Source organism: Maccoyibacter intestinihominis, from assembly GCF_040096355.1.
GTDB classification, from domain to species: domain Bacteria; phylum Bacillota; class Clostridia; order Lachnospirales; family Lachnospiraceae; genus Maccoyibacter; species Maccoyibacter intestinihominis.
Genome location: NZ_JBBMEX010000009.1, coordinates 111,703 through 134,359 on the forward strand (window position 1 = coordinate 111,703; position 22,657 = coordinate 134,359).

The 22,657-nt window shown below is 41.6% G+C and carries 24 protein-coding genes and 1 tRNA gene; 2 read left to right on the plus strand and 23 right to left on the minus strand.

The window, feature by feature from the left end; translation table 11 throughout:
- Nucleotides 1-12 precede the first annotated feature (12 nt).
- The 10 genes from rplI to WMO43_RS09875 form a co-directional block, all read right to left on the minus strand.
- Nucleotides 13-459, minus strand: a complete 447-nt coding sequence (gene rplI / locus WMO43_RS09830) for a 50S ribosomal protein L9 (protein WP_353531043.1) — start codon at nt 457-459, stop codon at nt 13-15.
- Nucleotides 459-2,507 carry a DHH family phosphoesterase gene (locus WMO43_RS09835; protein ID WP_353531044.1) on the minus strand — a complete coding sequence of 683 codons (2,049 nt, stop codon included), beginning with the start codon at nt 2,505-2,507 and terminating at the stop codon, nt 459-461. Before WMO43_RS09835 ends, rplI begins: the two co-directional genes overlap by 1 nt.
- Before the next feature lie 179 nt (nt 2,508-2,686).
- Complete coding sequence (gene rpsR, locus WMO43_RS09840) at nt 2,687-2,950, minus strand: 30S ribosomal protein S18 (RefSeq protein ID WP_177962841.1); 264 nt, start codon at nt 2,948-2,950, stop codon at nt 2,687-2,689.
- A gap of 20 nt (nt 2,951-2,970) precedes the next feature.
- Complete coding sequence (locus tag WMO43_RS09845; RefSeq protein WP_177962840.1) at nt 2,971-3,411, minus strand: single-stranded DNA-binding protein; 441 nt, start codon at nt 3,409-3,411, stop codon at nt 2,971-2,973.
- A gap of 19 nt (nt 3,412-3,430) precedes the next feature.
- A complete protein-coding gene (gene rpsF / locus WMO43_RS09850) occupies nt 3,431-3,721 on the minus strand; it encodes a 30S ribosomal protein S6 (RefSeq protein WP_177962839.1) in 291 nt (96 codons plus the stop codon).
- Between the two features lie 142 nt (nt 3,722-3,863).
- Complete coding sequence (locus tag WMO43_RS09855) at nt 3,864-4,055, minus strand: DUF951 domain-containing protein (RefSeq protein ID WP_177962838.1); 192 nt, start codon at nt 4,053-4,055, stop codon at nt 3,864-3,866.
- A gap of 26 nt (nt 4,056-4,081) precedes the next feature.
- The gene (locus tag WMO43_RS09860; protein ID WP_353531045.1) at nt 4,082-4,795 is read right to left on the minus strand and encodes an NAD-dependent protein deacylase; all 714 of its coding nucleotides are present in this window, start codon (nt 4,793-4,795) and stop codon (nt 4,082-4,084) included.
- 210 nt (nt 4,796-5,005) lie between these two features.
- Nucleotides 5,006-5,079 (minus strand) — tRNA-Met (locus WMO43_RS09865).
- 233 nt (nt 5,080-5,312) lie between these two features.
- Nucleotides 5,313-5,840 (minus strand): spore maturation protein, encoded by a 528-nt coding sequence (locus WMO43_RS09870; RefSeq protein ID WP_177962848.1) that lies wholly within the window; start codon nt 5,838-5,840, stop codon nt 5,313-5,315.
- Nucleotides 5,837-6,457, minus strand: a complete 621-nt coding sequence (locus WMO43_RS09875) for a nucleoside recognition protein (protein WP_353531046.1) — start codon at nt 6,455-6,457, stop codon at nt 5,837-5,839. Before WMO43_RS09875 ends, WMO43_RS09870 begins: the two co-directional genes overlap by 4 nt.
- Nucleotides 6,458-6,601: 144 nt before the next feature.
- On the opposite strand from WMO43_RS09875, the gene WMO43_RS09880 reads away from it, so the two are divergent.
- Nucleotides 6,602-8,383, plus strand: a complete 1,782-nt coding sequence (locus WMO43_RS09880; protein ID WP_353531047.1) for a DUF885 domain-containing protein — start codon at nt 6,602-6,604, stop codon at nt 8,381-8,383.
- Nucleotides 8,384-8,426: 43 nt separating this feature from the next.
- Here WMO43_RS09880 and WMO43_RS09885 read toward each other — a convergent pair whose 3' ends face one another.
- From WMO43_RS09885 to WMO43_RS09935, 11 genes are all read right to left on the minus strand, one after another.
- Complete coding sequence (locus tag WMO43_RS09885) at nt 8,427-9,320, minus strand: glycyl-radical enzyme activating protein (protein WP_177962835.1); 894 nt, start codon at nt 9,318-9,320, stop codon at nt 8,427-8,429.
- Nucleotides 9,321-9,341: 21 nt separating this feature from the next.
- The gene (locus WMO43_RS09890) at nt 9,342-11,726 is read right to left on the minus strand and encodes a glycyl radical protein (RefSeq protein WP_353531048.1); all 2,385 of its coding nucleotides are present in this window, start codon (nt 11,724-11,726) and stop codon (nt 9,342-9,344) included.
- A 36-nt stretch (nt 11,727-11,762) separates the two neighbouring features.
- Nucleotides 11,763-13,247, minus strand: a complete 1,485-nt coding sequence (locus WMO43_RS09895; protein ID WP_353531049.1) for an FGGY family carbohydrate kinase — start codon at nt 13,245-13,247, stop codon at nt 11,763-11,765.
- 195 nt (nt 13,248-13,442) lie between these two features.
- A complete protein-coding gene (locus WMO43_RS09900; protein WP_353531050.1) occupies nt 13,443-14,207 on the minus strand; it encodes a DeoR/GlpR family DNA-binding transcription regulator in 765 nt (254 codons plus the stop codon).
- A 36-nt stretch (nt 14,208-14,243) separates the two neighbouring features.
- Nucleotides 14,244-15,080, minus strand: a complete 837-nt coding sequence (gene rsmI / locus WMO43_RS09905; RefSeq protein WP_177962973.1) for a 16S rRNA (cytidine(1402)-2'-O)-methyltransferase — start codon at nt 15,078-15,080, stop codon at nt 14,244-14,246.
- Between the two features lie 24 nt (nt 15,081-15,104).
- Entirely contained in the window at nt 15,105-15,845 is a 741-nt protein-coding gene (locus WMO43_RS09910) for a tRNA1(Val) (adenine(37)-N6)-methyltransferase (protein WP_434784178.1), read from the minus strand.
- The gene (locus WMO43_RS09915) at nt 15,832-16,743 is read right to left on the minus strand and encodes a PSP1 domain-containing protein (RefSeq protein WP_353531051.1); all 912 of its coding nucleotides are present in this window, start codon (nt 16,741-16,743) and stop codon (nt 15,832-15,834) included. The genes WMO43_RS09910 and WMO43_RS09915 overlap by 14 nt, the downstream gene beginning before the upstream one ends.
- A 1-nt stretch (nt 16,744) precedes the next feature.
- On the minus strand, nt 16,745-17,734 hold the full coding sequence (locus WMO43_RS09920) for a DNA polymerase III subunit (protein ID WP_353531052.1): 990 nt from the start codon (nt 17,732-17,734) through the stop codon (nt 16,745-16,747).
- An 11-nt stretch (nt 17,735-17,745) separates the two neighbouring features.
- Entirely contained in the window at nt 17,746-18,186 is a 441-nt protein-coding gene (locus WMO43_RS09925) for a YaaR family protein (RefSeq protein ID WP_177962970.1), read from the minus strand.
- A gap of 4 nt (nt 18,187-18,190) precedes the next feature.
- A complete protein-coding gene (locus WMO43_RS09930) occupies nt 18,191-18,790 on the minus strand; it encodes a nucleoside/nucleotide kinase family protein (protein WP_353531053.1) in 600 nt (199 codons plus the stop codon).
- A 59-nt stretch (nt 18,791-18,849) separates the two neighbouring features.
- Nucleotides 18,850-20,322: an aminotransferase class I/II-fold pyridoxal phosphate-dependent enzyme gene (locus WMO43_RS09935; protein ID WP_353531054.1), complete on the minus strand. Its 1,473-nt coding sequence runs from the start codon at nt 20,320-20,322 to the stop codon at nt 18,850-18,852.
- A 72-nt stretch (nt 20,323-20,394) separates the two neighbouring features.
- Here WMO43_RS09935 and mobA point away from each other — a divergent pair, with 72 nt between their 5' ends.
- Entirely contained in the window at nt 20,395-21,039 is a 645-nt protein-coding gene (gene mobA / locus WMO43_RS09940; protein ID WP_177962967.1) for a molybdenum cofactor guanylyltransferase, read from the plus strand.
- Nucleotides 21,040-21,043: 4 nt separating this feature from the next.
- On the opposite strand, the gene WMO43_RS09945 is transcribed toward mobA, so the two are convergent.
- Both WMO43_RS09945 and WMO43_RS09950 read right to left on the minus strand, forming a co-directional pair.
- The gene (locus tag WMO43_RS09945) at nt 21,044-21,913 is read right to left on the minus strand and encodes a hypothetical protein (RefSeq protein ID WP_353531055.1); all 870 of its coding nucleotides are present in this window, start codon (nt 21,911-21,913) and stop codon (nt 21,044-21,046) included.
- Nucleotides 21,913-22,554 carry a type IV toxin-antitoxin system AbiEi family antitoxin domain-containing protein gene (locus tag WMO43_RS09950; protein WP_353531056.1) on the minus strand — a complete coding sequence of 214 codons (642 nt, stop codon included), beginning with the start codon at nt 22,552-22,554 and terminating at the stop codon, nt 21,913-21,915. Before WMO43_RS09950 ends, WMO43_RS09945 begins: the two co-directional genes overlap by 1 nt.
- Between the last annotated feature and the right edge of the window lie 103 nt (nt 22,555-22,657).

Sequence of the window (22,657 nt, forward strand, 5' to 3'; positions counted from 1 at the left end):
AATTCTCCTCTTTTACTCTTCCGTTACTTTTACACGCAGTGTTCCTGTTACCTTCGTATGAAGTCTGATCGGTACATCATGGTAACCCAGGGAACGAATCGGCTCTTCTAACTGCATTTTTTTCTTATCCAGTGTAAAACCAATCTGTTCTTTTGCTGCGGCCGCAATCTCTTTGGTGGATACGGAACCAAAGATTTTTCCACCCTCTCCGGTCTTAATCTTTACTTCTACTACTTTGCCTTCAAGGTCTTTTGCAAGCTCCTGTGCTTTTTCTAAGTTCTCCTGTGCCACTTTATCTGCATGCTGATTCTGTAATTTGAGATCATTCAGATTCTTTGCGGTTGCCTCTACTCCTAATTTTTTCGGAAGAATCATGTTCCGTGCATAACCCGCACTGACTTCTACGACATCTCCTTTTTTTCCTAATGTTTTTACATCCTGTAATAAAATAATCTTCATTATTCAATGTCTCCTTCCTCTAACATTTCGTCTAATGTATTCTGTATCTTCTGTTTTGCCTCCTCCACAGTGCAATCGGTAAGCTGTGCTCCGGCAACATTCAGATGTCCGCCGCCGCCAAGCCGCTCCATGATCAACTGCACGTTGATCTCATCTATGGAACGGGAACTTACATAGATCTTGCCCTGATAAGGTGTCAATACAAAGGATGCTTTGATCCCGATAATGTTTAACAGCTCATTTGCTGCCTGCGCTCCGACAATGGTCGGGCTCTCTATCTTATCTGCCGGACATACGGAAATTGCAAACTGTCCTCTGTAAACTTCCGCATGACGGACTGCTTCTGCCCTTGCTTTGTAGGCATCCATATCGTTTCTGAGCATTTTGCGTACGCGGGTTACTTCCGCACCACAACGTCTTAAATATGCTGCTGCCTCAAAAGTACGCACACCTGTCTTTGTCATGAAGTTATTGGTATCAATGAGGATTCCTGCATAGATGCAGTCTGCCTCACTGGGCTCTAACTTGATATTTTCCGTAAAATACTGCAATACCTCTGCGATCATCTCACAGGTAGAGGATGCATATGGCTCGATATAGGATAAAATTGGATTTTCTACCACATCACTGGTCTGTCTGTGATGGTCAAACACTACGATCGACTTTGTCTTCGTCAGCAGCTCCGGACATTCCGTGTAATTTGGACGGTTTGTGTCCACAACCATGACCAGCGTCCGGCTGTCTACCTTATGTAATGCCGTTTCACTGGTAATACATAAGTCTTCCGGATAACCATTCTCTTTGGTAAAACACTCCTTGATCGGGCGTAAGGAGGAGGTAACCTCATCTATGACAATATGTGCCGGCTTTCCAAGAACTCTTGCTGCACAATAGATTCCGACTGCAGCTCCAAAGGAATCGACATCGGCTATACGGTGTCCCATGATCAGGACACGTTCCCTGCCCTCGATCAGCTCCCGGAGCGCTTCTGCCTTTACTCTGGCTTTTACTCTGGTGTTCTTCTCTACCTTCTGGGATTTTCCACCATAGTAGGTGATCTGGTCACGCTCTTTGATGACCACCTGATCGCCGCCTCGTCCGAGTGCAAGGTCGATCGCCGCTCTTGCATACTCCGCATTCTGGTTATAGGTTCCCGCGTTGTATCCGATTCCGATACTGAGCGTTACCGCCATTTCGTTTCCTACTTTGACCGTCTTAACATCTTCGATCAGGCTGAACTTATCTTTTTCTAATTCCTCTAAATATTTGTGCTGGAATACCACAAAGTATTTATCTTTTTCTATCTTTCGCACCAATGCATCTGCAGGTGAAAAATATTTGTTGATCTTCCGGTCTATCAATGCGATCAATAGTGAACGTTTGACATCCTCTATACTGTCTAAAACCTCGTCATAGTTGTCAATATAGACTAAGGATGCTACTAACTTCTGCTCCTCATTTTCCCGGATATACTGCTGCAGCTTTGTCTCATCAAAAATATAGAGTGCTGTCAAAAAATCCTCGCTCTGCTCTAATGAGACGATCGCACTCTCCGGTGCCATGCTGTCAAAATAAATCTTTTTTAAATGGATGCGGAAATTCTTCTCATCCATGGTCACATAGACATCCTGCACGTCATCCTCTTTCTGGATCAGTTCTTTTGTCAGTGCCGGAAAGATTCCGTTGATGGTCTTGTGATAGGTCTTGTCTTTTCCTGTTACCTCGCTGAAGTTCTGATTGAGCCACAGGATCTTGCCGTCATGGTCTAAAAGCGCGTAGGGAATCTCAAATTCCTCTAACAGCTTTTTCTGCGCGCTGCCGTACTGTGTCGCAAAACTGATCAGCTCATTGACAAGCACCGGCTTGTTATAATTATAGGACAGGCACACAACGATGAAATATATCACGGTAAATACTGTAACCACGCAGCCGGATTTTGTATTGATCATATACACCGGTACGTTGAATACAGCTAATAATATCGTCAATATCATCGGCCAGTACATATAGTTCCGCAGACGGCCTTTTAATTTAATATTACGTTTCATAATGTCTCCTTTGTGATGTCATACCACTCCTTATAGGTGGGTACAATCTATATAAGTATAGCATTAAAACCCCTATATTTAAAGCATTTTTTGCATCTTGGGACAAGCAAAACCCCCGCACCACAACGGATTGGGTGCGAGGGTTTTTAGAATACTAAATGTTGTTTTTATTTTTACAATTAGTCTGTTACATATGGCATTAATGCAACGTGACGGGCTCTCTTGATTGCTACTGTAAGAGCTCTCTGATGTTTTGCACAGTTTCCTGTGATTCTTCTTGGTAAGATTTTACCTCTTTCAGAGATATATCTTTTTAATTTATTTACATCTTTGTAATCAATTACATTGTCTTTTCCACAGAAAACACAGACTTTTTTTCTTCTATGCGGTGCTCTTCTTCTTGCCGGAGCGTCGCCGCTTCTCTCTGCTTTATTGTAAGCCATGATATTTACCTCCTATAATTCTAGTTAAATGGTAATTCTTCGTCAATTCCATCCGGAATATTCATAAAGCCGTCTCCTGCCGCACTGCTTGGTGCAGGTCTCTCAGCCGGTGCAAATCCTGCATTGCTCTCGCTTGCAGACTTGCTCTCTGCAAATTCCTGTTCTTCGACTACGACATCGGTTGTATATACTCTCTGTCCGTCTTTGTTTGTGTAGCTTCCGGTCTGAATACGTCCGGTTATTGCTATCTTAATCCCTTTACGGAAATATTTTTCTGCAAATTCTCCCTGACGTCCAAATGCAACACAGTTGATAAAATCTGCTGTCTGCTGGTCTCCGTCACGTCTGAATCTTCGATCTACTGCAATTGTATATCTTGCTACGGCTGTTGACTGTTCTCCCTGAGAATAACGGATCTCCGGATCTCTGGTCAGTCGGCCCATAAGTATTACCTTATTCATGCGATTTCCTCTTTTCTATTTATGCCTCGTCTGCTCTAACGCATAAGAAACGAAGAACGTTGTCCATGATACGAACGTTTTCCTCTAACTGAGCAGGAACATCTGCGTTTGCATCAAACTGGATGAAATAGTAAAATCCTTCTCTCATCTTCTGAATTTCGTAAGCTAATCTTTTCTTACCCCACTCATCAACGTTTGTGATCGTGCCGCCAAGACGTGTAATATAGTCTTTTGCTTTCTCTACGACTGCTGCTCTGGCATCGTCTTCGATTTTTGCGTTCACAACGAGTGCTAATTCATATTTGTTCATGTTGCTTTTACCTCCTTTTGGTCTCTGGCCCCCTGTCTCACAAGGAGCAAGGAATTTGATAATATATCACGAAGATATATTTTAGCATGGGTTTTTCCAACTTTCAAGCATTTTTTGGCATTTTCCCATTTTTCGTGGTTTTTTAGGACTTTTTCGTAAGTCCTTTCGTGTTTTTCTCTACCTGTTTTCTTGCTATCATGATCTGATGTCCGCAGCCTGTGCATTTAAGCCGGAAATCTGCGCCTACTCTTAGGATTTCCCATTCATGGCTTCCACACGGATGCTGTTTTTTCAGTTTTACGATATCTCCCACTTCATATTGATATTGATTCATAGTTTCTCCTGATTTTTCTGGTCGGACTACAATGCGCCAAATACTTTTCCTATACTCTCATGGATGATGAGATCCGCCCGGCTGTCCATCGGCGTTGCACTTTTATTGATCAAAACCAGCTTGTTGCCCCTGTAATAATCAATCAGTCCTGCCGCCGGATAAACGGCTAAGGATGTACCGCCGATAATCAATATATCGGCATTGCTGATGTATTCAATGGATTTTTGCAACGTCCTGCTGTCTAATCCCTCTTCATAAAGTACCACATCCGGCTTAATCTTACCACCGCACTCGCAGGTCGGTATGCCTTCTGATTCGAGAATATATCTTGCATCATAGAGCTTATGACATTTCTGACAATAATTTCTATGTACACTTCCATGCAGCTCTAAGACTTCTTTGCTTCCGGCTTTCTGGTGCAGTCCGTCAATGTTCTGTGTGATGACGGCTTTCAGTTTGCCTTTCTGCTCTAACTCTGCTAATTTTTTATGTGCCATATTCGGCTCGGCATCCAGTGCCAGCATTTTATCGCGATAAAAACGGTAAAATTCCTCCGTATGATACAAATAGAAGGAATGGCTTAAGATCGTTTCCGGCGGATAATCATATTTCTGGTTATACAGACCGTCTACGCTTCTAAAATCCGGGATACCGCTCTCGGTCGATACTCCCGCACCGCCAAAAAACACAATATTATCCGAATTTCCCACCAGTTCTTTAAAGCGCTCTATCTCGTTCATGTTACAGGCCTCCTCGCGTTATTTTTTTATGTTACACTTTTTTATGTTTTATTTTTGCTGTCAGGATTGCTTCTTTCATCAAAATGCTGCCCAGTTCCTTCTCTCTATCTGCATTATAATATGTATCTTTTCTTTGTACAACCACTATGTTTTTAAACAAAAAAGACACTACCACAGGATTCTCTGATCTCTGCAATAATGCCCTTCGAGTTGCGGGAGCAAGATTTGAACTTGCGACCTTCGGGTTATGAGCCCGACGAGCTTCCAGACTGCTCCATCCCGCGTCAATATAATTATTATAGACCTATTTCTTCTAACTGTCAAATTCTATGCAAAAATTTTAGTTTTTATACCTGTTTTGATTAAAGTGTCAAAAAATGGTTCACAACTTAGTGGCTGGCAAGTTGCCAATCAAAAAATTTTTAGGAAACCGCTTTTTGATACTTTTTCATATCCGGTATCTAAACCGTCCATCTCCAATCCCTTGAAAATGAACGGTTTTATATTCCATTACATTTTACACCATCATATACGCCAGTACCACACTTGCCACCGTACCGCCTAAAGTTGCCAGCAACGCACCTGCCAGTGTCCAGCGGCTTTTACTGACCTTGACCGCCATAAAATAGACAGACATCGTATAGAAGATCGTTTCCGTACTGCTCATCATTAAAGATGTCATCGTGCCAATCAGTGAATCTGTCCCATATTCTTTAAAAATATCCAGCACCAGTCCGGTTGCCGCGGAGGAGGAAAACATCTTTACGACCGTGACCGGAACCAGTTCCGAAGGAAATCCGACCAGCTCTGTCAACGGTGCGATCAGCTTTGAAATAAAATCCAAAAATCCTGACGCACGAAGAATTCCCACTCCGATCATCAGACCTATCAAAGTCGGCATGATCTGAATGACCGTGTGAAATCCGTCTTTTGCCCCGTCGATAAAATCGTCATAGACATTCTGCTTTGCCATCAGTCCGTAACCTACAATGGAAAATATTAAAAGCGGGATAATGGCATCCGATAAAAACAGTAAGATTTTCATACCTTCTTCACCCTTTCCATCACCCACGCAAAAATAACTCCAACTACAGTCGACACCGTGGTTGCTAAAATTGCCGCTCCCACAATTCTTGTGGGGTTTGTGGAACCATACTGCGTCCGATAGGCAATAATGTTGATCGGGATCAGTTGAAGCGAGGAAATATTGACAATTAAAAATGTACACATTTCTGTATTAGCGATGCCTTTTGGCACTCCTCTTTTGCCAAGCACCGGACTTTTTCTTCTTTCATCCTCTAATTTTTCAAGCTCCTCCATCGCCTTGATCCCGGCAGGTGTTGCCGCCCAGCCAAGTCCAAAAAAGTTTGCGATCATGTTTGTGGAAATATATTCTCTTGCTTTATGATCTTTTGGGATAGAAGGAAACAAAAAGGTTAAAAGCGGCTCTAATTTTTTAGAAGCCCCCTCTATCAGTCCTGCCCGCTCCGCAATCTTCATCAGCCCCACCCAGAAGGACATGACTCCGATCATCGTAATGCAAAGCATTACCGCTTCTTTTGCCGAATCCAGCGCCGCTTCCGTGACACTTGGCAGATTTCCGGTAAAAGCTGCAAAAATCGTTCCTATGATGATCATAAAGCCCCATAGGTAATTTAACATGGATTTTTCCTCTTGCTTTTTTTCTATTCTATGCATACTTTTGCATTCGATGAAGATTCTGAAAAAGAAGAATAAAATATATAATTCTACGATAAGATATGTTAGAATGAGGTAACTTAAATATAAGAACGGATGGACAAAATCATGACATATAGAAAACGTTTTGCTGCTTTGGGAATGAGTCTTGTACTTACGGCTTCTTTTTTTACGGGCTGTAATGTCAAAAAATCTCTTCCTTCCCTGAAATCCGAAGAAAAAGAATCCGAGATCCAGTCAGAGTTCGACACCTATACCGATGAACTGTTTGAAGAGGAGGTCACTCTGAACACGATCGCCCTGCATTATACGCTGGCTGACCCGGCTGCCTATGGGATCAATGATTATGAGATTTCCTTAGGTTCCGTCACGGATGAATCCCTGTCCGAAAGTGTTACCATGTTAGAAAATATGCGTTCTTCGTTAGACGATTTTTCTTATCCTGCTTTACGGGATGATCAGCAGCTTACCTATGATATTTTAGATGATTACTCTAAGTTAGAACTCGATAATGCAAAGCTCTATCTCTACAGCGAGGTTCTCCAGCCAAGTACCGGTACCCATACCCAGCTTCCGGTTCTTCTAGCAGAATATACTTTCCGCTGCGAGAAAGATGTCACCGATTACTTAGAACTGCTGTCACTGCTTCCTTCTTATTTTGATGAGATCATTCAGTTTGAAAAATCAAAGGCAAATGCCGGACTTTTTATGTCTAAGCAAAACGCTGACACCGTTATCAGCCAGTGTCAGGATTTTATAGAAAACCCGAAATCCTGCTTTTTGATCGAGACTTTTGATAACCGGATCGAATCTCTGTCCACCTTAAGCACAAGTGCCAAGGAGGAATATCGTTCCCAAAACGAAACCTATGTCTTAAAAAAGATTATCCCGGCTTATAAAAATCTTGCCGCCGCCATAGAAGAACTTAAAGATTCCGGCAGTAACAAAGGCGGTCTTTGCAATTACGAGGACGGAAAAGACTACTATGAATATCTGGTCAGATACTCCACCGGCTCATCCGACAGTATCAAGGACTTACAAAAACAGGTCGAACAAAAACGAAAAGAAGATTTGTTGCAGCTTTCCGAACTGCTGACCAAAAATCCCATTTTGGCAAAGGAGAGCGAATCCTACCAGCTTGATACCAGTGATCCGTCACAGATCCTTGCACAGTTAAAGGAGACGATCAAGAAGGATTTCCCGGAGGCACCGGATGCGAATTTTACGGTAAAGTATGTGGATGAAGCCTTAGAAGATTATCTGTCTCCTGCTTTTTACTTAACTTCTCCGATCGATGACTATAAAGAAAATTCTATTTATATTAATGAAGGGTCTCATTATGAAAAAATGAAGCTCTTTACAACCTTAGCACATGAAGGCTTTCCGGGACATCTGTACCAGAACGTCTTTGCAAATACTTCCGGTCTGCCGTCCGTGCGTCAGCTTTTGAATTACTCCGGCTACACGGAGGGCTGGGCAACCTATGTCGAAATGATTTCCTATCAGTATGCAGGACTTGATAAGGATCTTGCCAAGGTTCTTCAATTAAACCAGTCCATTCTGCTGAGCCTGTATGCAAGCATGGATATGGGAATCCACTATCAGGGCTGGGATGCTTCTGATGTTAAGAATTTCCTCTCTGACTATGGCATCAGCAATGCTTCCGCCGCAAATGACACCTATGAATACATCTTAGGTGAACCGGCAAACTATTTAAAATACTATATCGGGTATCTGAAGTTTTTAGATTTACAGAAATATGCAAAAAAAGCCCTTAGCGAAAATTACACCGACCGGGCATTTCATGAGGCTGTCCTTCGGATCGGACCTGCACCGTTTGATATTATAAAAAAATATTTGTTAGATTATATTCCAAAAAGTGGGAAGTGATTAACCGTCACTTCCCACTTATCCTGTGGATCTGCAACAACCCTCACATGCTTTCAGGAATGCTTTTTAGTTCCCGGATCAGCTCTTCCGGCAATAATCTGTCATCCTTCATTTGATATGACATATTCATGTTTTCATATTTTATTTTTCCCAAGCGATGATATGGGAGTAATTCTATCTTTTCTGCCCCAAAATCCCTTAATTTCTTACACATCCTCTGAATGGTTTCTTTGTCTGCGTTAAAATCAGGAATCAGGGGAATCCGGACTACAACATCTTTTTTGCTGCTTAGAATGTCTGCCAGATTCTCTTCTATGATATCCAGATTGCCACCTGTCCACTGGTAAAACTTCTCTTTGTTCCAGTGTTTATAATCACACATTACATAATCCGTTACTTCTAATACTTCCCGGACTTGTTCCTTTCCTACACATAAACAGGTCTCTATCGCTGTTGTAATGTTATGTGCATGACAGTATTCAAACAGTGTCCTTATAAATTCTGCATGGAGGAGCGGCTCTCCGCCGCTCGCTGTGATACCGCCCCTTCCTTTTCCGTAAAAGACAATATCTCTTTTTACTTCTTCCCATATATCTTCTACGCTCATCTCCCTGCCCATAACAGACAGTGCACCGGAAGGACATATCTGTACACACTTTTTGTCCGTACAATCCATGCATTTTTCATACTCTATTACCTGTTTTTCATTTTCTGTTATGATTGCCTGCATCGTACATGCTGCAACACATTTTCCACAATGGATGCACTTTATGTTTTCACTATATACAAAAGATTCTGTTCTCCACGATTCAGGATTACAGCACCATCTGCAACGCAAAGGACACCCTTTAAAAAATACCGTTGTTCTGATACCCGGTCCGTCATGTATGGAATTTCTCTGAATATTAAATACATTTGCTCTCATCGTTTCATCCATTTTCTTTCCCCTGTAAAATATTTACAAATCCATTTGTGTTCGCGCAATAATATCTTCCTGTAATTCCTGATTCAAAGAGGTAAATAATGCATTATAGCCTGCTACCCTTACCATTAAATCCTGATAATTTTCCGGATGCTTCTGTGCATCCCTTAAGGTTTCATTAGAAACTACATTATACTGGGAGTGCCAGCAATGAAGATTTCCTGCCGCCTTTAAAATCTGTATGAATTTATCCTCGTCCTCTTCTGTCTTAAGTGTACTTGGATTGATTCGTACATTTAACAGTTGTCCTCCCGTGAAAAGTTCTGTATTGAGCGTTCCCACTGACTGGAACATTGCCGTTAAACCTTTTTTCATCGTTCCCGTAGATGGAGATATTCCATCTGCTGTCGGCATTCCCTTTTTTCTTCCGTCTGCGGAGGCTCCAACGATTGCACCGGAAGGAATATTGGCAGTTATGGTTACGGTGGAACTGGTATAGCAGCATCCTATCGGCCCTTTTCCCTCACGAAGGGTCTTATAATGATATATCTGATTTACATAATAGTTTGCCAGCTCATTTGTCAGCTTATCTACCTCTTTTTCATCGTTTCCGTATTTCTCTGTCCGCTCTAACAGATATTTCCTAATGACTTTGCCTTTTTCTCCCGCAAAGTCCGTATCTAAGGCTTCTTTCAGTTCTGCTGCCGTCATTCTCTTTTCATCAAAAACATTTTTCTTAATGGCATAGACTGCATTTCCCACATTTGGGATTCCAACCAGAGTGCCACTAACCATATCATAAATGGTACCGCCTTCCTTGATGGCCTTTCCTCTTCCTAAACAATCCTGTACCAGTAAAGAACAAAATGCATCCGGTGTCATCTGGGTCATTGCCAGTTCATTGACATTATCTGCAATGACATGCAAGCGCATATAATACTCTATCGCTCTCTTATAAGCCTGCTTCAGCTCTTCAATGGAGGTATATTCTTCTAATGGCTTCATATCGTTAAATACCTGCTTTTGGGATTTTGGGTCTTTTCCTCCATTTAAAACTATTTCAAGAATCTTTAAGAGATTAATCTTGCTCTTTCCGTTTGCACGATATCCCCATTTTCCCGGAACCTGAACCTCTGTACAACCCATGGTGGAATAATTCAGTGCATCCTCTTTTGTCACGCCTCTTTTCTCTAATGCGGCAATAATTGTCTGGTCATTTACAAAGGCAGGCATACCCACTCCCTGTTTTACAATTTTGACCGCTCTTTTCAAGAATGCTTCCGATATGTTTTCATGTACTCTGATATATACCGTCGGTTCTGGCAGATGTATTTCGTCTAACATTTCTAAACACAGCCATGACATCTCGTTTACGGCATCGGTTTTATCTGCCTTTTGTCCTCCTAAGCAGATGTTCTGATAGGTAGGAGAGCCCATCTGCGTTAAAGTATTAGACCAGGAACGCAATTTATTGTTGCTGTATATCTTCAGGTAAAAGCAGCCAAGCATTTCTTCTGCTTCTTCCATCGTGATTCTGCCTTCCTTTAAATCCTTTTGTAAGAACGGATTCATGTACTGGTCAAACCGTCCAAAGGAAAGGGAATGTCCATTGGTTTCAATATGCAGAATAACCTGTACAAACCACACACATTGCAATGCCTCAAAAAACGTTTCCGGTGCTCTTTCTAAGAGTGCCTGACATCTTTCGCTGATTCCTAACAGTTCTTCCTTTCTTGCTGCATCTTTACACTGCTCTGCCTGCTCTTCTGCTAAAATACAGTAACGCTTTATGTAATCCAGACATCCGTCTATAATCGCCTTGCAGGCACGGTAAAAGGTCAGCTTTTCTAAATCCTGCGGTTTACTTAAATCCAATTCATCTATATGCTTTTGAATCTTATCTCTCAATCCGGCAAAGCCCAGACGAACTACCATGTCATAATCCGGAACAATATGACCTTCTCCTGTCGAAACATTTCCCTGCCATCCAAGTACACCGGTCACACGGTCATCCAACACTTCCTGCGGCTGCATGGCAATAGCTCTGTCTTTTAATGTTTTTCCTTCCCACCACGGAAGAATTTCTCTTAATACTTTTTTATTTTCCTCCGTAATAGTGAATTTGTCACTGCTTCTTTTTTCTAAATCATCTAATTCATCCAAAATATATGCAAATGCATATTCCGGGAAGAGCGGTGCTGCCCGGTTTGAACTTGCCTGATTTCCGGCTAAAAGCTGCTCTTCTTCAATATAGATGGTCATATTTCTTAAAACATCCGCTAATGCCATTGCTCTTTTTTCAATATTTGGATAGGCATCATATTTCTTATAGGCTTCCGTTACAATCTTTGCTCTCTCGATACAGATTTTGGGAGTTGTGTTCAAAAGTTTATCGCGAAGCTTAAAAAAACGCTCTCTCATATCCTTTTCTCCTCCTACTATTTTTTCCTGACCTGATTAGGCTTTTATCCATTTTTTAGAACGTTCTACAGCATCTTTCCAATACTCGTAATGTTCTTTCATCTTCTCTTTTTTGATTTCCGGTTTAAATTCGGATTCTATTTTTACCAATCCTTTCACGTCTTCTGAGGAAATCAGGTTTGCATATAATGCCACCATATAGGCTGCCCCTAAGGCTGTTGCTTCTAAGGATTCCGGACGCATAATTTCAGCATCACAGTAATCTGCAAGTGTCTGTGCCAGCAGATTATTCTTTGAAGCACCACCATCAATCTTAATCTCTTTAATTTTAACGCCATTCTCTTCTACAATATTCAAAATATCTTTGATGGAAAATGCAATTGCTTCTAAGGTTGCTCTTGCAATATGTGCGTCTGTCGTACCTCTGGTGATTCCAATCATCATTCCTCTTGCGAACGGGTCCTGATGAGGTGCCATCAATCCGCTTAATGCCGGAATGAAGTATACACCGTTTGTATCCGGAACACTGGATGCCAATTTTTCTATATCTTTTGCACTCTCTATAATTTTTAATCCATCACGAAGCCACTGTATTGCAGAACCGGTAACCGGGACAAGTCCCTCAACTGCATATGTACACTTTCCGTCTAAGTTCCATGCAATTATAGTATCTACTCCACCCGGTGATGTCTGGAATTTTGAACCAACGTTAATATTTAAGACGCTGCCGGTACCATTGGTACATTTTACGGTTCCTGCATCAATACATGCCTCTGCAAATAATGCGGACTGCTGGTCTGCAATCACTCCACGGATTGGAATAGAACCTCCAAAAATAGTAGTTTCTCCATAATCGGAGGATTCTGACTGGATGCTCGGGAATACAGATACCGGCACTCCTACATAGTCAAACAATTTCTGATACCACTCCTGCTTTTCAACATCCATACATCCTGTACTAGAAGCATTAGAAAAGCTGGTTGCATGTACTTTTCCACCGGTCAGCTTCCATACTAGCCAGGTATCGATTGTTCCGAAAAGGACATCTCCTTTTTCGATTTTCTCTTTAATTCCAGGAATATTGTCAAGATACCATTTCAGGAAAAGCACATTGGTGTGTGGACCAATTACTTTTCCGGTTGTATTTAAAATCTCTTCAAAAAATGGTGTCGCTTTAATATCCTCACACATTTTTCCCATTCGTGAATCCTGCCATACAAGTGCATGGTGTAACGGCTTTCCTGTATGTTTATCCCAGATTACTGCCGTATTTCTCTGATTTGTAATACCGATACCAATAATATTTTCTGCTGAGATTCCCTTTTTCTCAATTACATTTTTACACATTTTAACACTTAAATCATAAATTTCTTCTGCATCATGCTCTACCATATTCTCTGCCGGAGTATGCTGACAGAATTCTTCATATGACTGCTCTGCAATCTGAAATTTTTTATCAAATAAGATAGCTCTTGTTCCTGTAGTACCCTCATCAATTACTAAAATATAATCTTTTCCCATAGCATGTCCTTTCTGATGCTTTTCATATGCATCTTGTTACCCGTTTTTGTTTTTTCTTCTCTGTTGCTTATGATATTTGTGCACATTTATATCATTTACATGCTTTATTTTATTATGTTTTTGCATTTTTGTCAATATAAAAGGGCATAAAAACATTATTATGCATTTTTATGCCCTTTTTTGCACTTTTACAGCTTATATTATTCGTATTCCGTGTTCTTCTGCATATTTATAATAGATTTCTGGCAGCTCTTCATCTACTATTAAAGTATCAAACTCCGATAAGCCGGCTATTTTTCCCAAAAATGCTTTTCCATACTTTGTTGTATCAGCAATCAGATACTTTTTATGACTGATTTCTAATAACGCCTGCATAACAGGAACTTCCTCAATTGCCGGGTGCGTGACTCCATCGTGAATGGATACGCCCAGAATACCAAGAAATATTTTGCTGGCACGAAATTTTTTAATTGCATCAATTGCAAAATCACCATAAAACATTCCTGACTTCTTTCTGTATTTTCCACCTGGAAGATATACATCTATAAACTGCTTCTCTACCGCTTTCTGTGCAATAATTAAAGATTGTGTAATCAGATTCAGGGATTTCATCTCCGGTAAGTAATCCAAAATCAATTCGGCTGTCACCCCATTATTTAATATAATCGTATCGCCGTCTTTGATTTCCTTTGCAGCCTTCTGTGCAACAATCTGTTTTTTCTCAATATTTATCGTTCTCTTTACATCGGGATTATCCTCTATGGGCCATTGTGACATTTCATTAATGTAATACGCACCACCATATACCATCTTAACTTTTTCATTATCTGCCAGTGCTTTTAAATCTCTTCTTATGGTTGTCGCATCTACATGAAATATATCCACCAAATCTGAAACTTTCACATTTCCTGATTTTCTCAGCATCTCTAATATTTTCTCTCTGCGTTCAATATATAACATTCTCTTCACTCCAACTCTCTATATTCTTTTTCTTTTTTAAATCAATGCCTGATAGACATCCCGTTTTGAAATTCCTCTGTCCTTTGCAACCAGCTTCATAGCTTCTTTATGAGAAACACCTTTTTCTTCATAAACCTGCATATGTTCCTCTAACGTAAGGTTTTCCCACTCTTTTTTCCGTTCTTCCTCTACCTGTTCTTTTGTCTTTCCCTCGAGTACTAAGACATATTCTCCGCGGGGTTCTTTGTCTTTATAGTAGTCCAAGACCTCATGTATTGTCGTTCTATGAGCCTCTTCATATTTTTTGGTCAGCTCCCGGCAAAGTGTGATCTTACGGTTGTCAAGTTCTTTTTCTAACTCCTCTAAGGTCTTTATCAGATGATGAGGTGCTTCGTATATGATGATCGTGCGTGTCTCATCCTTTAGTTCCTCTAACACCCTTTTCCGCTCTTTTTTATCCTTTGGCAAAAATGCTTCAAATGCAAATCTTCTGGTAGACAGCCCCGAAAGCGTCAATGCCGTAATACATGCTGCTGCTCCCGGAAGGGAGGTTACTTCAATTCCCGCTTCATAGGCAATCTTTACTAACTCTTCTCCCGGATCTGAAATTCCCGGTGTTCCGGCATCCGTTATCAACGCTATGTTCGTTCCCGACTGCATCTTTTCCACAAGCTGATGTGCTTTTTCGATCTTATTAAATTCGTGATAACTTGTCATCGGAGTTTTGATGTCGAAGTGGTTTAACAGCTTTATGGAATTGCGTGTATCCTCTGCCGCGATCAGATCCACCTCCTGCAATGTCCGAAGGACACGCAGGGTAATATCTTCTAAGTTTCCGATGGGAGTTGCACATAAATATAATTTTCCTTGCATTCCGGTATTCCTTTCTGTCTGATATCAATACCCATAGATTTCATAGATCTCGTCGGTGTATACCCCCGGCTCCTGATAGACGATCAGTGGTTTTTCTACCGTCATCCGCGGCTTTCCGCCTTTTAATCCCTCGATCAGTACCATGTTCGGTTCTTTATCTGCGTAGGGATAAACAAGCCGCATCCGTTTTGGCTCTATCCTGTATGCACACATTTTACTCAGGATTTCCGCCAACCGGAACGGACGATGCACCATATAGAATCTTCCATGCTCTCTGAGCAGTCTGCTGCCCTCCCTTAAAATGTCCTCCAGATCACAGAGTATCTCATGTCTGGCAATGGTCTTTGCTTCGTTTCCATTCTGCAGTCCATGCTGCCCTATCATATAAGGCGGATTTGTGGTAATGATATCAAAAGAAGATGCTCCAAACAATTCTGAAGCATCTTTGATATCTCCTGTTACGATTTCGATGTCCTTTTCTAATCCATTGAGTACGACACTTCTTCTTGCCATGTCTGCACTCTCTTTTTGGATCTCAAGTCCGGTAAAATGTGCTCCCTTTGTCTTTGCCTTTAGAAGAATCGGAATGATCCCGGTTCCTGTTCCTAAGTCAAGAGCCTTTTCCTGCTGTTTTACGTTTGCAAAACCGCTGAGCAGCACTGCATCCATGCCAAAGCAGAATTTTTCCGGATTCTGTATGATTCGGTAACCGTTTCTCTGTAGATCGTCTATCCGTTCATTCTCTAACAGATTATTTTGTATCATCAATCTTAGACTTTCCTCCGTTGTCCTCTAACGCCTTTAACTTCTTCATTTCTTCCGCGGAAATCTTCGTGTTGTCGCGGCGGCGTTTCGGACGGAATTTCAGCTCGTCCACCTTGTATTCACGGATTTCTTTTTCATCATTGACTTCTACGATCACTTTTACAAGCTGACGCAGAACTGATACGCTCTGTACTTCACCCTTTAAACCTTCAATGGTTGTGACATAATCACCGACATTCGGCAGTCTGGAATTCAGATATTCATATGTTTCTTCTTCGTTTTTCAAGCAGCACATCAATCGTCCACAGACTCCTGATATCTTTGTTGGATTTAAAGACAGGTTCTGCTCTTTTGCCATTTTGATGGATACCGGTATAAATTCTGATAAGTAGGTACTGCAACACAACGGTCTGCCACAGATACCGATTCCTCCAAGAATTTTTGTCTCATCACGCACACCGATCTGCCGTAATTCGATACGGGTACGGAATACCGAAGCTAAATCCTTTACCAGCTCACGGAAATCAATTCTTCCGTCTGCCGTAAAATAAAAAAGCAATTTGTTATTGTCAAAGGTGTACTCTGCTTCCACTAACTTCATTTCCAGTTTGTGTTTTGCGATTTTTTCTAAGCAGATCTGAAAGGCTTCTTTTTCTTTTTCCTTATTCTTCTGCTCCGTGATCTCATCTGCTTCTGTTGCAATGCGGATCACCGGCTTTAACGGTTGTACGACACCGTCCTCTTCCATCTCTCTTGGTGGGATCATGACGGTTCCAAACTCTATTCCACGGGCTGTCTCCACGATGACGTGTGTTCCCGTCTCTATTTCCATTCCTGCCGGATCAAAATAATAGATTTTTCCGGCTTTACGGAATCGGACTCCTACAATTTTTATCATGTTAATTCTCCTTTATCGTCAACAGCAGCAGTTCAATGACCAGATCAAAATTGACGTTGGCATTCAGACGGACTTTTGCTTTCTCTAATGCCTCTAAGATCTGCTCAATTCCCTCATAGGAACTTTTGCTCGCACTCTTTTTGATGTCATAGATCTCATCCCGGAATACCAGATGGTTGACATCTGCTGTTGCTTTATATAATAAGACATCCCGATACCAGATCATCATGATATCAAAATAGTCGTTTATTTCCAGTTTGTATTCACTGATCTGCTTTACTGCCTCCATCATTTCGTAGAGGTCGATCTCTTTTAATCTGCGGATCAGTTGTAATGCCGAGTTTTTAATCTCGTTAAAGGATTCTGAGGATGCTAATTTGATCGCTTTTCCTACATTTCCCTGTGCAAACGCCGTACACACTTCTGCCTGATAATCAGGGATCTGGCAATGCTCCATCAGATAACTTTTGATCTTTTCATTTGGCACTGCTTTTAAATCCAGTGTGATGCAGCGGGAATTTATCGTTGGCAGAAACGAATCTGCATTGGTTGTCAATAAGAGAATGACCACATATGCCGGCGGCTCTTCGATCGTTTTTAACAATGCATTCTGCGCCTGTACATTCATTTTTTCCGCTTCATCGATGATATAGATCTTGTACGGACTTGCATACGGCTTGATATCCACATCGTCCTTTACCTGTCTACGGATATCATCCACGGAAATCGTGTTTGGCTTCTCATGTGTCACATAAATAATATCCGGCTGGTTTTTGCTGATCGCCTGTTTGCAGGAATGACATTCCATACAGCCCTCTGTCCCATGCTTTTCGCATTGAAGTGCCATTGCAAATGCTTCCGCTATCATTTTTTTCCCGGAATCATCCGGTCCGTTTAAAATATAGGCATGTGAAACCTTCTGCGATAAGATCGCATTCTGTAAATGTTCAATTATCTGTTCATGTCCTATAATCTCCGCAAATCCTGCCATTGAAATCTCCTTTATGTAGAAATGTCGATCAGAAGTCCCCTGATCTCATCCACTTTATTTAAAATATTGATATGATCTTTCTCATCTTTGACTAACTCTTCCGCTAATTCATCCAAATTCTTATCCACCAGACGGACAATACCATATACCCTGTGTCTGCCGCGCCGGTCTAAAAAATTCTCTCTGGAAAATTTATGGGAACGGTTGACTACCTCATTCATAAATTCCTTGACGAGTGAGCGGTATTTTTTCATATCCCTTACATCCATATGCTCGGAAAGCTTCTTGCCCTGTTTGTCGATCTCTTTCATCAGTCCGTTAAGCTTTTCCTGCAATTCCGACTCTTCGATCTTACTGGTTAAAGTAAACTTAAAATCTCCGTCTACCTTTTCCTTTGGAGCTGTCGCTTCTACCTGAGAAACCGGAGTTGTCTCATTAATCTTCATATCCATACGGTCACCTCATTGTGGATTCTGTCATACAGGATTTCACATAAGAAATGATCTCCTGCTCGGTATGCTCTAAATCGTTGTTAACAAATGTCTTTGTGATGCCTGCCTCCTGCAGCTTTTCCGGTGAAAAATCTGCCTCATCCGCAAGAAATCTGCGGCACATCTCCGCATATTTCGGCTCTGCCTGACTTCTCTCCCGCTCTAAAGCTCTCTGCAAACGGACACCATCATCTACTTCTATATATATCGGCACCAGATACGCTTCTCCGTAGTATTCTTTTAATTTCCGGTAGGATTCCACCGTTCCGATCATCAGATAATCGTGATGCTCTACATCGGTCTGTTTATCATCCACTGTGAGATATTTCCAGACCCCGTGTACCGTATTATATGCGCGTAGCTCAATAATGCGCCCCTGCTTTTCGAACTCTTCTACTTCTTTTTCCGTAATAAAGTGATATTCTCTTCCCTCTTCTTCACCTTCCCGGATCGGGCGTGTGGTATAGGGAACGATGGTAGAAAAATGCAGCTTCTCTGATAATCTTGCATATAACGTATCTTTTCCTGATGAACTTTTCCCCATCAGACAAAATATTCTGCCCATGATCTCTCCCTTAATGCGTTTTTGGCAAAAAGCCAATTATAAATAGTATAATATAATTTTTACGGAATCACAACCTCTATCCGTTCATTTGATGTCCCGGACAATCCGCTGATATGCAGTCCGCTTTCCCGGCATTTTGCGATTCCTTCTAAAAATCCATTCTCGATCCGTTCTCCCGGAAGCAGGAGCGGGATTCCCGGCGGATACAGGCTGACCGTTACCGCACTGATCTTTCCTAATGCACTTTCTAAAGAGATCTCCATTTTTCTTATGTCCTCTGCTTCCCAGACCGGGTAGACCACTTCTTTTTTTCCATACAATTCCTGCATAAAGAGATACGAAACATGTTCGTTTTCATCTTCTATTTTGATAGATTCTTCTACCGCAACATCTTTCCCTGTCTTTTTCATCTGTTCATCGATCGTATGAAGTGCTTCGGAAAGACTGAAAAATCCGTCCTCCGTGTCCATAATACCGGTCAGTGCCAGTGCATAATACCCGGATGCCATCTCTAACTCCATATCCCAGTCTTTTCTTAATATGTCCATCAGTTCTTTTCCGGTCATATCCGTATCTCCCGTATAAATGAGGATTTTTGTAGGATCAAATGCATATCCCTCTTCTTTTGAAAAATCTTCTTCTGTCAGGACTTTTAAATGCTTTAAGTCTTGCACCTTCCGATAAAAGGTGGTCAGATTCTCTTCTAAGTCTGCAAAATACCGCTCACTCCGGCTCTGTAAGATCCTCACACACCGGTCTATCGATGCCATTAACAGATAGGATGGAGAAGATGTCTGATACACGCTCAGATATTTTCGTATCCTTTCGGGTGCGATCCGTTCACTCATGCGGTGGAGCACGGCTGTCTGCGTCAGTGACGGAAGTGTTTTATGAAAACTCTGGATCACGACATCCGCTCCTTCTGATACTGCAGAAGCCGGAAAACTCTCTGAAAATCCAAGATGTGCTCCGTGTGCCTCGTCTACGATGAGCGGAATGTTCTTCTCATGAACCATCCCTGCGATCGTTCTGATATCCGAAAGCACTCCATCATAAGTTGGTGAGGTGAGGATAACGGCTTTGATCTTAGGATGTCTTTTCAATGCCTCCTCCACATCTTTCGGATGGATGCTGCCCTGTATCCCTTCTTTTGTGATGGACGGATAGAGATATTCGGTCTTTAACTCTGATAATTCCACGGCATGATAGACGGCTTTATGACAGTTTCTTGCCATCAGTATGGTATCTCCCCTCCTTGTGGCGGCACTGATCGCTGCTAACAGTCCGCAGGTACTTCCGTTTACTAAGAAAAAACTCTCTTTTGCTCCATATAACTCTGCTAACCGTTCCTTGCCTTCTAACAGGATCCCTTCCGGTTCATGCAGATTGTCAAACCCTTCGATCTCCGTGATATCCATGGAATAAGGGTCCATTAATGCATGCTCTTTTCGCTTATGTCCCGGCATATGAAACGGGTATATTTCTTTTTGACGATATCTTTCTAATTTTGCATCTAAGTATTCCTGCTTCATTTTTTCCTCGCAATCATTTGCATTTTGTGATATAGTATTGTCGATTCTAGTCTTTTACAAAGGAGGATTCCTATGGAGAATGCATTAGTAATTCTCTGTGGCGGTGACAGTTCACGCATGGGTTCTGACAAAGCCCTGCTTCCATTTGGCAACTGCTGCATGGTTGAATACCTTGTTCATAAATTTGAGCCATATTTCTCAAAAATATATTTATCCGTAAAGCAGAAGGGCATTTATTCCCATCTGCATTTAAACGTACAGGAGATTTCCGATATTTACCTGAATGCCGGTCCTTTAGCCGGTGTGTTCAGCACTTTGTCCATGATCGATGAAGAACGGGCTTTCTATATTTCCATAGATACGCCTTTTTTCGATCCGAAGCTAGCTGCACATCTCTTAGAAATGAGTGCATCCTACGACATCTGTACGATACAGCGAAAAGAAGACGAGACCGAGCAGATCCTTTCTACGGTTTACTCTAAGTCCTGCATTACCAAATTAGGAAAATGCCTTCTTTTACGTCAGTATTCCATTAAAAATGTTCAGGACAAATGTAAGACGTTGTATGTTCCGCAAGAGGACTTAGACTTTTTGCCGCCTCTTGATGTACAATTTTTTGAACTCGATACAAGGGCTTCCTACTATCAGGCTTTACAATATCTGCATGACTTAGAAGGAGATGCCATATTTCGGGAAACTTCCGAACTTTCCAATTAATCGCTTAATCCAGATAACGCATTAATTCCGGCATCCAGTCTCCTAAATAATAATTTCCTTCGGCAAGGGAATCCCAGATCGGACGATAATAAGCGATCATGACTTTCATGACCTCTTCAAAGGAAGGGGTCTTCTTTTTTTCTTTCTTTAAATAGGATTTCCATTTCTTTTTCATATAAGAACTGTTCTGATATCCTTCAAACATCTCAAAACGCTCTTTTTTCAGCGGAATCCTCTGCTCTTTTGCAAGACTTTCTATCTGCTCCGTGACTTTTCTGCTGCTGTTCATTTCTTTGCTGAGCAGCTCATAGAGAATATAATAACTTCCCATGTCATTGATAAGCTCCATATCCCTCATGATACGGATAAAATGCTCCGCTAATATCCCTTCCATCGGATAATGCAGATATTCCACACTCCGCTCCTCTTCTAAGAACGGATGCAGCTCTTCACGCGAAGGCTCTGACGGCTCCTCTTTTTCCTGCTCTAAGACCAGCTGCACCGGGATCTGAAGTTCTTCGATTTTAGCACTTAAATATACGCAGATGCCTTCGTCCTCTTTTTCTACCCGGTATTTCCACCAAAGCTCTGCTTTTTTCTCATTCTGAAAGATCTTACTCATGCGGTGTATCACATTTCGCACGGTCAGTTCTTCTTCGCTTAAGACCACATACTCTAAACGTGTCGGTGCTTTTCGCCTGTAATACTCCAACGACAATATGCTGTTGTTTTTTAACCGGAAGTTCTCTGCCTCGTCAGATCCACAGAACGCCGTTACGGCTTCTTCTATGACAAATGCCGATAACAGGTTCTCATATGGAATTTTCAGTTCTTCACTCTTTGCCTTTACGGCTGACAGGCTCTTTTTGGACATTACAGCCACACCCCGATCCTATTGCGTACTTTTTCTACCACTCGACGCTCTCTTGCATACATCATGAGTTTTGCGATGTCTTTTTCTTCATCTTTGATGAATGCAAGCAGTCCCTTTTTCAGACTGTCTGCATCTAACTTGTCCTCATATTTCAGACAATCGCAGATCAGACGCTCTTTTTCGTATATCTTTATCTTCTGTCCGTTCATATCGAAGGTTTCGACACCCATCTCTAAGACTTTCGTTTCCGTATAGTATGGATGTACGATCGGATAATCCATCTTAAATCTGGATTTTGAAGTGTTCTTATCCACCGCAATACTCCATATGTAAGGACGTTCTTTGAGATATCCCTGATAATAAAGACCGCTCTCCATACACAGCACTCCATCCGGGAACAGCACCGGTATAATCTCTTCTTCGGATTTCTTACGATAACCTAAGGAATAGTACCCGCTCTTGATCCTTTCTAACGTTCCTTCCTCTACAAATCTCTGGAGTACCCGATAGTCCAGACCTAAGGTATACAGCTCTGACGTTTTCGCTACCCCGCCCTTTTCTTCGATCAGCTTACGGATTGCTTCTAGCTGCTGCTCTTTCTTCTCTTGTCTGGATAATCGTTCTTTCTTCTCTTCTGCCATTTTTTTCCGCTCCATAGATGTACTTTTGGTATTTTTATATACTTATTATATGCTCTTGGAAAATCCCTGTCAAACCTATAAAAGTGAAAAATCCTTGTAAAAC